Origin of the sequence: Streptomyces sp. AC512_CC834, from assembly GCF_019049325.1 — a bacterium.
In the GTDB taxonomy this organism is placed as follows: Bacteria; Actinomycetota; Actinomycetes; order Streptomycetales; family Streptomycetaceae; genus Streptomyces.
Genome location: NZ_JAGMUO010000104.1, coordinates 194,693 through 208,149 on the forward strand (window position 1 = coordinate 194,693; position 13,457 = coordinate 208,149).

At 71.3% G+C, this 13,457-nt stretch carries 12 protein-coding genes; 8 read left to right on the forward strand and 4 right to left on the reverse strand.

Going from position 1 to position 13,457, the window contains the following annotated elements; translation table 11 throughout:
• Positions 1 to 79: 79 nt before the first annotated feature.
• From KUM40_RS34460 to KUM40_RS34475, 4 genes are all read right to left on the reverse strand, one after another.
• Positions 80 to 2,017: a 2-oxoacid:acceptor oxidoreductase subunit alpha gene (locus tag KUM40_RS34460; protein WP_217170228.1), complete on the reverse strand. Its 1,938-nt coding sequence runs from the start codon at positions 2,015 to 2,017 to the stop codon at positions 80 to 82.
• Between the two features lie 272 nt (positions 2,018 to 2,289).
• A complete protein-coding gene (locus KUM40_RS34465) occupies positions 2,290 to 2,949 on the reverse strand; it encodes a response regulator transcription factor (RefSeq protein WP_308401300.1) in 660 nt (219 codons plus the stop codon).
• 341 nt (positions 2,950 to 3,290) lie between these two features.
• Positions 3,291 to 4,658, reverse strand: a complete 1,368-nt coding sequence (locus KUM40_RS34470; protein WP_217170230.1) for a sensor histidine kinase — start codon at positions 4,656 to 4,658, stop codon at positions 3,291 to 3,293.
• A gap of 178 nt (positions 4,659 to 4,836) precedes the next feature.
• Positions 4,837 to 6,075 (reverse strand): sensor domain-containing protein, encoded by a 1,239-nt coding sequence (locus tag KUM40_RS34475; protein WP_217170231.1) that lies wholly within the window; start codon positions 6,073 to 6,075, stop codon positions 4,837 to 4,839.
• A gap of 186 nt (positions 6,076 to 6,261) precedes the next feature.
• Between KUM40_RS34475 and KUM40_RS34480 the strand changes: the two genes are divergently transcribed.
• The 8 genes from KUM40_RS34480 to KUM40_RS34515 are packed head-to-tail and all read left to right on the forward strand — an operon-like array spanning position 6,262 to position 13,457.
• Positions 6,262 to 6,657, forward strand: a complete 396-nt coding sequence (locus KUM40_RS34480) for an NADH-quinone oxidoreductase subunit A (RefSeq protein WP_217170232.1) — start codon at positions 6,262 to 6,264, stop codon at positions 6,655 to 6,657.
• Positions 6,648 to 7,325 carry an NADH-quinone oxidoreductase subunit B gene (locus tag KUM40_RS34485; RefSeq protein ID WP_217170233.1) on the forward strand — a complete coding sequence of 226 codons (678 nt, stop codon included), beginning with the start codon at positions 6,648 to 6,650 and terminating at the stop codon, positions 7,323 to 7,325. Before KUM40_RS34480 ends, KUM40_RS34485 begins: the two co-directional genes overlap by 10 nt.
• Entirely contained in the window at positions 7,322 to 8,647 is a 1,326-nt protein-coding gene (locus KUM40_RS34490; RefSeq protein WP_217170234.1) for an NADH-quinone oxidoreductase subunit C, read from the forward strand. The genes KUM40_RS34485 and KUM40_RS34490 overlap by 4 nt, the downstream gene beginning before the upstream one ends.
• Positions 8,644 to 9,612 carry a complex I subunit 1 family protein gene (locus KUM40_RS34495; RefSeq protein WP_217170235.1) on the forward strand — a complete coding sequence of 323 codons (969 nt, stop codon included), beginning with the start codon at positions 8,644 to 8,646 and terminating at the stop codon, positions 9,610 to 9,612. Before KUM40_RS34490 ends, KUM40_RS34495 begins: the two co-directional genes overlap by 4 nt.
• Complete coding sequence (locus KUM40_RS34500) at positions 9,612 to 10,259, forward strand: NADH-quinone oxidoreductase subunit I (RefSeq protein WP_217170236.1); 648 nt, start codon at positions 9,612 to 9,614, stop codon at positions 10,257 to 10,259. The genes KUM40_RS34495 and KUM40_RS34500 overlap by 1 nt, the downstream gene beginning before the upstream one ends.
• Positions 10,256 to 11,077 (forward strand): NADH-quinone oxidoreductase subunit J, encoded by an 822-nt coding sequence (locus KUM40_RS34505; protein ID WP_217170237.1) that lies wholly within the window; start codon positions 10,256 to 10,258, stop codon positions 11,075 to 11,077. The genes KUM40_RS34500 and KUM40_RS34505 overlap by 4 nt, the downstream gene beginning before the upstream one ends.
• Positions 11,077 to 11,466, forward strand: a complete 390-nt coding sequence (nuoK, locus tag KUM40_RS34510) for an NADH-quinone oxidoreductase subunit NuoK (protein ID WP_217170238.1) — start codon at positions 11,077 to 11,079, stop codon at positions 11,464 to 11,466. The genes KUM40_RS34505 and nuoK overlap by 1 nt, the downstream gene beginning before the upstream one ends.
• Positions 11,463 to 13,457, forward strand: a complete 1,995-nt coding sequence (locus tag KUM40_RS34515; protein WP_217170239.1) for an NADH-quinone oxidoreductase subunit L — start codon at positions 11,463 to 11,465, stop codon at positions 13,455 to 13,457. The genes nuoK and KUM40_RS34515 overlap by 4 nt, the downstream gene beginning before the upstream one ends.

A 13,457-nucleotide genomic window follows, 5' to 3' on the forward strand; every position in this document is an offset into this window, starting at 1 on the left:
CACTTCCTGATCGGACTTGAAGTCCTTCATGGTCTGCTTGCCCTCGGCCCTGGGGACGAGCTGGAGCAGTGCGTTGCCGTCAGCCATCGTTGGCCTCCTTCAGGACCGTGGCGAGCTGTTCCGCCTTGAACGGCATGCCGTTGACCTGGTTGTACGACGCCGCGTCGACCAGGTACTTCGCCCGGATCAGGGTGGCGAGCTGCCCGAGGTTCATCTCGGGGATCACCACCTTGTCGTACCTCTCCAGCACCGCGCCGAGATTGGACGGGAAGGGGTTGAGATGGCGCAGGTGGGCCTGCGCGATCCGGCCGCCCTCCTTGCGGATCCGGCGCACGGCGGCGGTGATGGGGCCGTACGTCGAGCCCCAGCCCAGCACCAGCGTCTTCGCGCCGTCCGGGTCGTCGACCTCCAGGTCGGGGACGTCGATGCCGTCGATCTTGGCCTGCCGGGTGCGGACCATGAAGTCGTGGTTGGCGGGGTCGTAGGAGATGTTCCCGGTGCCGTCCTGCTTCTCGATGCCGCCGATGCGGTGCTCCAGGCCCGGCGTGCCCGGCACCGCCCAGGGCCGGGCGAGGGTGTGCGGGTCGCGCTTGAACGGCCAGAAGACGTCGGTGCCGTCGTCCAGCGTGTGGTTCGGACCCTGCGCGAACCGCACCGCGAGATCCGGCAGCCCGTCCACCTCGGGGATCCGCCAGGGCTCCGAGCCGTTGGCCAGATAGCCGTCGGACAGGAGGAAGACCGGGGTGCGGTAGGTGAGCGCGATCCGTGCCGCCTCCAACGCCGCCTCGAAGCAGTCCGCCGGGGTGCGCGGGGCGATGACCGGGACCGGTGCCTCACCATTGCGCCCGTACATGGCCTGCAGCAGGTCGGCCTGCTCCGTCTTGGTCGGCAGACCGGTGGAGGGACCACCGCGCTGGATGTCCACGACCAGCAGCGGCAGCTCCAGGGAGACCGCCAGGCCGATCGTCTCGCTCTTGAGCGCCACACCGGGACCGGACGTCGTCGTCACCGCGAACGAACCGCCGAACGCCGCGCCCAGCGCCGCACCGATCCCGGCGATCTCGTCCTCGGCCTGGAAGGTCCGCACCCCGAAGTTCTTGTGCCGGCTCAGCTCGTGCAGGATGTCCGAGGCCGGGGTGATCGGGTACGAGCCCAGGAAGAGCGGCAGGTCCGCCCGCCGGGACGAGGCGATCAGGCCGTAGGCCAGCGCCAGGTTCCCGGAGATGTTGCGGTAGGTGCCGGGCGGGAACGCCGTCGCCGCCGGTGCCACCTCGTAGGAGACCGCGAAGTCCTCCGTCGTCTCACCGAAGTTCCAGCCCGCGCGGTAGGCCGCGATGTTGGCCGCGGCGATGTCGGGCTTCTTCGCGAACTTCGACTTCAGGAACTTCTCCGTGCCCTCCGTGGGCCGGTGGTACATCCAGCTCAGCAGCCCGAGCGCGAACATGTTCTTGCTGCGCTCGGCCTCCTTGCGGCTGAGGTCGAACTCCTTGAGGGCCTCGACGGTCAGCGTGGTCAGCGGCACCGGATGCAGGTGGTACCCGTCCAGCGAGCCGTCCTCCAGCGGAGAGGTGTCGTAGCCCACCTTCTGCATCGCGCGCTTGGTGAACTCGTCCGTGTTGACGATGATCTCCGCGCCGCGCGGCAGGTCTCCCACGTTCGCCTTCAGCGCGGCCGGGTTCATTGCGACCAGCACGTTGGGGGCGTCGCCCGGCGTCAGGATGTCGTGGTCCGCGAAGTGCAACTGGAACGACGAGACGCCCGGCAGGGTGCCGGCGGGTGCCCGGATCTCGGCCGGGAAGTTCGGCAGCGTCGACAGGTCGTTGCCGAACAACGCCGTCTCCGAGGTGAAACGGTCCCCGGTGAGCTGCATCCCGTCGCCCGAGTCCCCCGCGAACCTGATGATCACCCGGTCCAGCCGACGGACGTCCTTCGCCCCGACCGGTTTGCGCTGCGCTCCCACGACGGTCTCGTCGGTTCCGTCGGCCTGCTCCGCTGGGCTGCTGACCTGGCTGGTCACTGAACTGGACCTCCCTCGGGACGGCTGTCCGGGGACTGGTCTCCCACCGACCGTCCCGGGATCAACCCTACGTCCGCACGCCGTGACTTCCGGTGGACATTCGCATGATGGACATGACTTCGAGATGGCCCGCAGCCCTGGAATCCCAAGGATTTCCCGCCTCCCGACACTGGTGGGGACGCCGCCTGTCCGCGCTTCGGTTTCTCATTCGTCCGGATGAGTACCCGACCCGCCGAGCCGGTCAACCGCTTCCGGTACGTGAGCCACTCGTGTCAGGAATTGAGATAGGTGAGCACAGCGAGCACCCGCCGGTGATCACCGTCGCTCGGGGACAGACCCAGCTTCATGAAGATGTTGCTGACGTGCTTCTCCACGGCACCGTCGCTCACGACCAACTGCCGGGCGATCGCGGAGTTGGTCCGGCCCTCGGCCATCAGCCCCAGCACCTCGCGCTCCCGCGGAGTGAGCCCCGCCAGCACGTCCTGCTTGCGGCTGCGCCCGAGGAGCTGCGCGACCACCTCCGGGTCCAGCGCCGTACCCCCCTCCGCCACACGGACCACCGCGTCCACGAACTCCCGCACCTCGGCCACCCGGTCCTTGAGCAGATAACCGACGCCCCGACTGGAACCGGCCAGCAGCTCCGTGGCGTAGCGCTCCTCCACGTACTGGGACAGCACCAGCACGCCGAGGCCGGGATGCGCCTTGCGCAGCCGTACCGACGCGCGCACCCCCTCGTCGGTGTGCGTGGGCGGCATCCGTACGTCCGCCACCACGACGTCCGGCAGCTCGCCCTGCGCGTCCAGCTCGGTGATGGTCTTGATCAGTGCCTCACCGTCGCCGACACCGGCGACGACGTCGTGCCCACGGTCGGTCAGCAACCGGGTCAGCCCCTCTCTGAGCAGCACTGAATCCTCGGCGATGACCACCCGCACCCTGTCCTCCACGATCCTCGGTCCCCCACAGCCTGTGCACCTCACGATCCGCGCGGCACACGCCGCGTCCACGAACCGTCCGTGCGACAGGTCCAGCATTCCAGCATCGGAGGCCGAACGCCCTCGGGCAACGGGAAGAGAACGGGAAGTCCGGGGTGTCAGTCCGGGTTCGGCCGCTCGGTGGCCGATTTTCGCCTGCGCACCCCTGCGCACCCCTGCGCACCCCTGCACACGCCGCCGCACGCCGCCCGCCCCCGCGGGCGCGTGCAGGATCCGGGTCCGGCTCGGTCCGGGTCCAGGTCCGGATCCGGGTCCAGGTCCAGGTCCAGGTCCGGGTCGGTCTACCTGGTGACCGGCTCGGTCCGCCACGGCAGCTCCGCCGTGACCCGCGTCGGCCCTCCGGCCGGGGAGTCCACCACGAGGATCCCGTCCACCGCGTCGAGCCGCTCCGCCAGTCCGGCCAGCCCGGACCCGGCGGACGCGTCCGCACCGCCCATGCCGTTGTCCACGACCTGGAGCATCAGCCGGTTCTCCACCCGCCACACCTCCACGGCGGCCGACGTGGCCCGCGCGTGCTTGCTTATGTTCTGGAGCAGCTCCGAGACGGTGAAGTAGGCGATGCCCTCGATCGCCGACACCGGCCGCTCCGCCAGGTCCACCTCCACCCGCACCGGCACGGCGCAGCGCGAGGCGACCGCCGACAGCGCCGCGTCCAGACCGCGGTCGGTCAGTACGGCGGGGTGGATGCCCCGGGCCAGGTCCCGCAGCTCCTGGAGGGCCGTCTTCACCTCGCCGTGCGCCTCGTCGACCATGACGGCCGCGGCCCGGGGGTCTTCCCTCAGCTTCTCCTTGGCCAGGCCCAGCCCCATGGCCAGGTTGACCAGGCGGGCCTGCGCCCCGTCGTGCAGGTCGCGCTCGATGCGCCGCAGGTCGGCCGCGGCCGTGTCGACCACGGCCCCCCGGTCCGACTCCAGCTCCACGACGCGCGTCGCCAGCCGCGACGGTCCGAGCAGCCCGTGCACCATGACCCGGTCCACCATCGTCAGCGCCCGCACGAGCCACGGCGTCGCCAGGGTGAACAGCAGCCCGACCAGCGCGGTCACGGTGATCTCGAAGGGGTTGTCCAGGTAGACCTGGTGCGTCTCGTCGCCGTATAGCTGGAGCCCGTCCTGGCCGGCGTACATCGGGAACACCCAGAACCACAGCGGATACGTCAGCATCGTCCAGCCGGTCGTCCAGACGGCCACGGAGACGACGAAGGAGAACACGGCCCAGGGAAACTGCAGCAGCGCGTACAACAGGCTCCGCCAGGAGGTGCCGCTCTTGAGCACGGCCCCCATCCAGCCCATCGCGCCCTGCTTCTTCAGCCGCAGCGGTTCCGGGTCGGACACCTGGAGCCCCAGCAGGGCGCGCGCCCGCACCCGCTCCATCGCGCCAAAGCCCCGGCACCCGGCGAGTGCGGCCGCCAGCACCGGCACACCCAGGAACGTCACCAGCAGGCCCGCTCCCAGCGACATCATCGTGACGGCGTACGTGAAGAGCAGGATGCCGACCGGCAGACCCACCAGGACATAGCCGAACTCTCGCCAACTGCGTGCTTCGAACGGTGCCCGCAGTCCCGCCGGCAGCCGGTGGCGACGCGCCCCGGTGTCCCCGGGAATGCCGGACCCGCCCCCGAGCCCGTAACTCTGTCCGTATTCCGTGGCCATCGGTGCCGTCCTTCTCCTCGTCCTAAGGCTGTGCTGTCGTAACTCCACCCTCGTCGACCGCGCCGTTCCGGCCAATGGAGCTCGTCGGCGTCTGGAGAGGGGGGTTTTCCCTACCCCTGGGCCTGGGACGTGGACCCGGGACCCGGACCCGGGGGTACGGAGTGGTTCGGGGCTTCAGCTACTTCGTGGCGGAGGTACGGGAGGTGCCCGAGGACGCGTCGGCTTCCGTGCGGTCCCGCCACGGCAGCTCGGCCGTGATGGAAGTCGGGCCGCCCTGCGGCGAGTCGACGACGAAGAGACCGTCGACGGCGGACAGCCGGTCGGCGAGGCCCTTCATCCCCGTACCGCCCTCGAGGCTCGCACCCCCGTGGCCGTCGTCTCCCACCTGTATGAGCAGTCGGTCGGACGACCGCCACACCTCCACGGAGGCGGACCTCGCCCCACTGTGCTTGCTGACGTTCTGGAGCAGCTCCGAGACGGTGAAGTAGGCGATGCCCTCGATGGCCGCCGCGGGGCGCTCCGTCAGGTCGACGGTCACCCTGACCGGCACGGTGCAGCGGGAGGAGACCGAGGAGAGCGCCGCGTCCAGGCCGCGGTCGGTGAGGACGGCCGGATGGATGCCGCGGGCCAGGTCCCGCAACTCCTGCAGGGCCAGCTTCACCTCGCCGTGCGCCTCGTCGACCATGGTCGCCGCCGCGTCGGGATCCTCCAGGAGCTTCTCCTTGGCCAGGCCCAGCCCCATGGCCAGGTTGACCAGGCGGGCCTGCGCCCCGTCGTGCAGGTCGCGCTCGATGCGCCGCAGGTCGGCCGCGGCCGTGTCGACCACGACCCCCCGGTCCGACTCCAGCTCGGCGATCCGCCGCTCCAGCTCGTCGGAGGGGGACAGCAGCGCGCGCACCATCGCCCGGTCGGCGTTGGCCAGGCCCCGCGCGATGAACGGCAGGACCGGCCACAGCAGGAACAACGACGTCAGCGTGACGACGAAGGTGAGAACCCCCCAGGGGAACCGGATGAAGTCGTACAGAACGGTGCGCCAGCCCACCGGGTCCTTCAAGGACATCCACAACTGCGAGAAGAAGCCGCCATTCCCCCGCAAGGGCAGCGGGCTCGGCTCGTCCACCCGTACTCCGAGCAGCGCCCGGGCCCGCGCCCGCTCCAGCTTGCCCAACTGCCTGGCGCCCAGCAGGCCGGCCGCCAGCAGCGGGAGCCCGATCACCGTGAGCGTCAACCCGACGCCCACGGCCAGCATCGTCACGACGTAGGTGAATCCGATCAGCGCCGCCGGGAGATTCGCCAGCAGGTGGGCGATCTCCTTCCAGGTGTGCCGGTCGTAGGCGAACCGGGCCGGCGGCAGGTGGCCACCGGTCGCCCCACCGGCGAGCCCGGTGGGGGTCGAAGTCGAGACGTGTTCGGTCATACGAGCCAGCGTGCCGTGCGGCGAGACGCCGCGCCATGAGGCGGACCGCCGGGATGAACTGAGGAAAACCCCACCCCCGCGTCCCAAGGTACGACGGGCTGCTTACCGTCTCTTTATCAGGCCCTAGACTCCCGTCCGTACAGATCGTCGAACAGCAGCGTTCACGACAGGGAGCGAGGAACGCACGTGCCGGAACCGACCGTCGGGCTCGCCGCGGACTATTTCCAGTCCTACTCGGTCGTCGGCCTGCTCGCCGTCGTGGGGGTGCTCTTCGTCGCCGTCGCCTTCGGTGCCGGGCGCCTGCTGCGGCCGGTGGTCCCGACGCCCGAGAAGCTGCTGACGTACGAATGCGGCGTCGACCCCGTCGGCGAGGGCTGGGCACACACCCAGGTCCGCTACTACGTGTACGCGTTCCTCTACGTCATCTTCGCGGTCGACTCGATCTTCCTCTTCCCCTGGGCGACGGTCTTCGCCGACCCTGGTTACGGCGCGACGACCCTCGTGGAGATGTTCATCTTCCTCGGCTTCCTCGCCGTGGGTCTGTTGTACGCATACAAGAAGGGCGTCCTGTCGTGGACGTGAACCCCGCCGCACCCGTCCCCGCACCCGTCCCCGCACCCGTGCCGCTCCCCGAGCCCAAGCGGCTGGGCACCCTCGCACGCCTCGCCCCGGAGCCGATGAAGGTCGTCCTGAACTGGGGCCGCCGCTACTCCCTGTGGGTCTTCAACTTCGGCCTCGCCTGCTGCGCGATCGAGTTCATCGCCGCGTCGATGGCCCGCCACGACTTCATCCGGCTCGGCGTCATCCCGTTCGCGCCGGGCCCCCGCCAGGCCGACCTGATGGTCGTCTCGGGCACGGTGACCGACAAGATGGCCCCTGCCGTCAAGCGGCTGTACGAGCAGATGCCCGAGCCGAAGTACGTCATCTCCTTCGGGGCCTGCTCCAACTGCGGCGGCCCCTACTGGGACTCCTACTCCGTGACGAAGGGCGTCGACCAGATCATCCCCGTCGACGTCTACGTTCCCGGCTGCCCGCCGCGCCCCGAGGCGCTGCTCCAGGGGATCCTCAAGCTCCAGGAGAAGATCGCGCGGGAGTCGCTGGGGGAGCGGTACGGCACCCCGCCCCGGCCGTCGACGGCCGCGCTGCAGAGCGGCCTGGTGCGACCGCCGGCCTCAGACACGACCCCGGATACGACCCCGGATACGGCCCCAGACACGGACACGGACACGGACTCGGGAGAGGGCCGATGACCGCGGTCGGCTGGCTGCCCGCCGACGTCGGGGAACTGTTCGGTACGGAGGCCACGGCCGAGGAGTCGTACGACGTCCTGACCGTGGACGTGCCGCCGGCGTCCTGGATCTCCGCCCTGGAGACCGCGCGTGACCGCCTGGGCTGCACGTACTTCGACTGGCTGAGCGCGGTCGACGAACCGGGCACCGGGTTCCGCGTCGCGGCCCATGTCGTGGCGCTGGGACCGGTCCGCCGGCTGCTGCTGCGTACGACGGTCCCGCACGAGGCCCCGGTCCTGCCCACCGCCGTCGCGGTGTACGCGGGCGCGGCCTGGCACGAGCGCGAGACCCACGAGATGTTCGGCGTCGCCTTCGAGGACCACCCCGCGCTGGAGCATCTGCTCCTGCCGGAGGGTTTCGAGGGTCACCCGCTGCGCAAGGACTTCGTCCTCGCCGCCCGCGTCGCCAAGGCCTGGCCGGGTGCCAAGGAGCCCGGCGAGTCCGATCACGGCGGCCCCCGTCGCCGCCAGATGCTGCCGCCGGGCGTCCCCGACCCCAACGAGTGGGGTCCGCTGAAGGGCCAGCTACCCCCCGCTCCGGCCCGCCCGGCACGCGGTGCGGGGCGGGCGGCGGGGGAGCGTCCGGCCCGCGCGGCAGGCGAACGTCCGGCCCGCCGTGCCCGCACGGCCGCCGAGGGCTCCGTCGGCCAGACGGCGCCCGGCACCGAACCCCCGGCCACTCCGCGCCGTACCCGCACGGCCGCCGAGGGCTCGGCCAGCCAGACCTCCCCGGGCGGCCAGGACTCCCCGGCCGCCCCGCCCCCGGCGGCACCGGCGCCCCGGCGGTCGCGCAGTGCGAGCCAGGGTTCCGCGTCCCAGCGAGCGTCCGGCCCGGCGGACGAACCCACCGCCGAGTCGGACGCCGGGCAGCAGCAGGGCGTCGCCGACTCCGGTGCCCCGGCGGGTCGGCCGGACGTCTCCGGCGGCGGGCCGTCGGACCACGTGGGCTCCGGCCCAACCCCCCGGGGCGACGACGACACCGCCCCCTCCTCGCCCGCCGGGGAACCGGCCCCGGAGCCGACGCCCTCGACACCGCGCGGCATGGACGCGCCGTGGCACCACGCCCGCCCGGCGTTCGACGAGCCTGCCGAAACCGGGCCCGGAAGCGAGCCCGGCCCCTCCGAAGAGCCGGACGCTCCCAAGGACCGTGCCGTACCCGACGAGCCGGACGCTCCTGCCGAGCCGGACGTTTCCGCCGGGCCGGACGCTCCCCAGGAATCCGACACCTCCGACGAGACCGACACCCCCAGGAAACCCCCGAACTCCCCAGGAGGCCCGCAGTGAACGACGCGCTCGACGTCACGCTGCGGCTCCTGGTCGTCTTCGTCGTCTTCCTCGCCTTCCCCCTGATCGTCGGTCAGACCGAGCACAAGGTGATGGCCCACATGCAGGGCCGCCTGGGTCCGATGTACGCGGGCGGCTTCCACGGCTGGGCCCAGCTCGTCGCGGACGGCGTGAAGTTCGCGCAGAAGGAGGACGTGGTCCCCGCCGACGCGGACCGCCGCATCTTCCAGCTCGCCCCCGCCGTGGCCCTGTTGCCGTACCTCCTGGTGCTCCTGGCCATTCCCGTCGGGCCCGGAGAGGGCGCGGTCGGTCAGGTCGTCGACGCGGGCGTCTTCTTCGTCCTCGCCGTCATGGGCGTGGGAGTCCTCGGCTCGCTCATGGCCGGCTGGTCCTCCGCCAACAAGTTCTCCCTCCTCGGCGGCCTGCGTACCGCCGCCCAGCTCCTCGCGTACGAACTCCCGATGCTGCTGACCGCCGCCTCCGTGGCGATGGCGGCCGGCACCGTCTCGCTCGTCGGTATCCTCGACGCCTTCGAGTGGTGGTGGCTGCCCTGGCAGATCGTCGGCGCGATCGTCTTCTTCGTCGCGGGGCTGGCCGAACTCCAGCGGCCCCCCTTCGACATGCCGGTCGCCGACTCGGAGATCATCTTCGGTGCCTACACCGAGTACACCGGCCTGCGCTTCGCTCTGTTCCTCCTCGCCGAGTACGCCGGAATCGTCGTCCTGTGCGGCCTGACCACCGTCCTCTTCCTGGGCGGCTGGCACGGCCCCTGGGGTGCCGACGGCCTCGGCTGGGTGTGGACCCTGCTGAAGGCGGCCGTCCTCGCCTTCGTCGTGATCTGGCTGCGCGTGACCTACCCGCGCCTGCGTGAGGACCAGCTCCAGAAACTGTCCTGGACGGTCCTTGTCCCCCTCTCCCTCGCCCAGATCGCCCTCACCGGCATCGTCAAGGTGGTGATCGCGTAATGGCCCCCGTCCCCGGCAGCGGCCTGGCCAAGGGCCTGGCCGTCACCCTGCGCACGATGACGCGGAAGACCGTCACCCAGCAGTACCCGGACGCCCAGCCGGAACTCCCGCCCCGCAGCCGCGGCGTGATCGGCCTGTTCGAGGAGAACTGCACGGTCTGCATGCTGTGCGCCCGCGAGTGTCCCGACTGGTGCATCTACATCGACTCCCACAAGGAGACGGTCCCGGCGTCCACGCCCGGGGGCCGCGACCGCAGCCGCAACGTCCTCGACCGTTTCGCCATCGACTTCGCCCTGTGCATGTACTGCGGTATCTGCATCGAGGTCTGTCCTTTCGACGCCCTGTTCTGGTCCCCGGAGTTCGAGTACTCCGAGACCGACATCCGTGAACTCACCCACGAACGCGACAAGCTCCGCGAGTGGATGTGGACGGTCCCGGCCCCGCCCGCCCTCGACCCCGGCGCGGAGGAACCCAAGGAACTCGCCGCCGCCCGCAAGAGCGCCGACAAACTGGCCGCGCAGCAGGAGGCGGCCGGGGAGACCGCGTCCCTCGCCGACGAGCAGGCCCGTGCCGCCGAGCAGCCCACCCGCCCGGCGGGCGACTCCAAGCAGCAGACGGACCAGCCCGAGCAGGAGGGCCCGGAATGACCCTCGCAGTGACCGTCGGCCACCTCGCCGCGGACTCGACGACCGCGGCTGGCGCATCGCACGGCTTCCTCTCCCCGACCGGTGTCGAGATCGTCTTCCTCCTCGTCGGTCTGGTCACCCTCGGAGCCGCCGTCGTCACCGTCACCACCCGCCAGCTCGTACACGCCGCGCTGTGGCTGGTGGTGGCCCTCGGCGGCCTCGCCGTCGAATACCTCCTGCTCACCGCCGAGTTCATCGCCTGGGTCCAGGTCCTCATCTATGTCGGTGCCGTCGTCGTCCTCATCCTTTTCGGTCTGATGCTGACCAGAGCCCCCATCGGCCGTTCCCCGGACGCCGACTCCGGCAACCGCTGGGCCGCCCTCACCGTCGCCGTGGCTTCCGCCGCGGCGCTGGTATGGGTCGTCGTCGACGCCTTCCGCACCACGTGGATCGACTTGGACGGCCCCGCCGCCGGCTCCACCGCAGTCACCGGAGCGAGCCTCTTCCAGAACTGGGTCCTTCCCTTCGAGGCCCTCTCCGTCCTCCTCCTCGCCGCCCTGGTCGGCGCCATCGTGCTGTCCCGCAAGGCCAAGGCGGACCGGGCGGCCGACGGCGCCCGGACCGGCACGGCACGGACAGCCCACGCCGACCGGCAGCCGGACGCCGACCGGCAGCCGGACGCCGACCGGCAGCCGGACGCCGACCGGCAGCCGGACGCCGACCGGCAGTCCGACGCGGACCCCGGTACCGACGCGGACCCCGGTACCGACGCGGACCGGGGTACCGACGCGGACCGCGGTACCGACGCCGACGGTGCCGACAAGGATGGTGTCCGCTGATGCACCTCGCCTATCCGGCCGTCCTCTCCGCCCTCCTCTTCTGCACGGGCCTCTACGGCGTCCTCGCCCGCCGCAACGCGATCCTGGTCCTGATGTCGGTCGAGCTGATGCTCAACGCCGTCAACCTCAACCTGGTCGCCTTCGACGTCTGGCTCAGCAAGGCCGCGGAAGAGACCCTGCACTCCGGCCAGGCCCTGACCCTGTTCACGATCGCCATCGCGGCCGCCGAGATCGGCATCGGCCTGGCGATCGTCCTCGCCGTCCACCGCAACAGCGGCACCTCGGACATCGACAAGCTTCGCGACACCGCCGAGGGTCACGAACCGGACGGACCCGACACCGAGACCCCCGCGACCGGGACGGCCGAGAAGGCTGAGGCCACCGCGTGACCACGACCACCCTCGCCGTACTCGTCCCCCTCCTTCCCTTCCTCGGGGCAGCCGCCGGCCTTCTGCTGGGCCGGTCGGCGCCCGGGTTCGTCCGCCCCCTCGCCGTCCTGCCGACGCTGGCGGCCCTCGTCCTCGCCGTACTCGTCGCGGCCCGCCAGGGCGGTGACCGGGCCGTCGACGCCGCCACCGAACTGACACCCACCGGTTCGGTCCCCGTCGAACTCGCCCTGCACATCGACGGCTTCGCCGCCCTCGCCGCGGTCCTGGTCGGCTGCGTCGCCGGCTGCGTGCAGATCTACTCCATGGGCTACCTGCGCGACGACCCGCGCTACGCCTCGTACGCCGCTCTCGTCTCGCTGTTCACCTCCGCCATGTTCCTCGTCGTCTACTCCGGCGACCTGATGGTGCTGCTGGTCGGCTGGGAGATCATGGGCATCTGCTCGTACTTCCTGGTCGGCCACTACTGGGAGACCCCGGAGGCGCGCGCCGCCTCCCTCAAGGCCTTCCTGGTGACCAAGCTCGGTGACGTCCCCTTCCTGATCGGTCTGCTGGCGCTGGCCACCGAGGCCGGCTCCTTTCGCATCACCGAGATCCTGCGTGCGGTGGCGAGCGGATCGCTCGACCACCCGACGCTGATCGTGCTACTGCTCCTGGCCGGTGTGGCGGGCAAGTCGGCGCAGTTCCCGCTGCACACCTGGCTCCCCGACGCGATGGCGGGCCCGACGCCCGTCTCCGCGCTGATCCACGCCGCGACAATGGTCGCCGCCGGTGTCTACTTCGTCGCCCGGCTCCTCCCGCTCTTCGAGGCCTCACGGGCCGCGATGGTCGTCCTCGCCGTCATGGCCGCCGTCACGATGGTCGGCTCGGCGCTCGCCGCACTCGCCCAGGACGACATCAAGCGCGTCCTCGCCTACTCGACGATCGGACAACTCGGCTACATGACCGGCGCCCTCGCCGCGGGAGACCGCGGTGCCGCCGTCTTCCACCTCCTTACGCACGGCGCCTTCAAGGCGCTGCTGTTCCTCGCCGCCGGCGTGATCATCCACGCCGCCGGCACCAATTCGCTGGCCGCCATGTCCCGCATGCACAACCTGCGCGAACGCGTCCCCGACGCCTACTGGACGATGACCGTGGCGCTGCTCGCCCTCGCCGCGATCCCGCCCTTCAGCGGCTTCTTCTCCAAGGAGTCCGTCCTCGGTGTCGCGGAGCACGTCGCCACCGGCCACACCGAGCACGCGCCCGGCGCCGCCGGCTGGACCGTCCTCGTCGCTGGACTGATCACGGCCCTGCTCACCGCCGCCTACGCGACCCGTCTGTGGCTGCTGGCCTTCCGCGGACGCGGCGCCGAGGCCCCCGACCACGGGAGGCAACCGGTGGTCATGAACGCCGTGCTCTGGGTGCTCGCCCTCCCCTCACTCGCGCTGGGCGGGCTCGCCTTCCGCCTGCTGCCCGACTGGTTCGACGGCCACGACCTCACCCCGACCCTCACCACCTCCGTGCTCGGCACGGGAGTGGCCCTGGTCGGCGGCATCGTCACCTATGCCGCCTGGCGTCACACCACGGCGCTCGCGGCCGGCACCCCGCTCGGCGCGGTCGCGGCCCACCCCGAGGGCGACGCCGCCCTGGTGGAGTCCGAGGCCATCGCCAGCCACAGGCCCGCCTACGGAGACCTCGCCTCCGCGCCCGACCCCTCGGATCCGGGACGGCTCCTGCTGGGCCCGATGCACCGGCACGCGGCCGTCGGCTTCCACCTCGACGCGGTGTACACGACCCTCTTCGTCCGCCCGGTCCAGGCCGGCGCGAGCCTCGTCCGGTTCCTCGACCGCGAGGTCGTCGACACCTACGTACGCGCTGCGGGCACCCTGCCCCGGCTGCTCGGGTCCGCCGTGCGACGCGCCCAGACCGGCAATGTGCAGACCTATGTGAGCGCGCTGCTCGCCGGCACCGTCGTCCTCGCGGTCGCCGCCGTCCTCGTCGCCACGGGAGCGTGA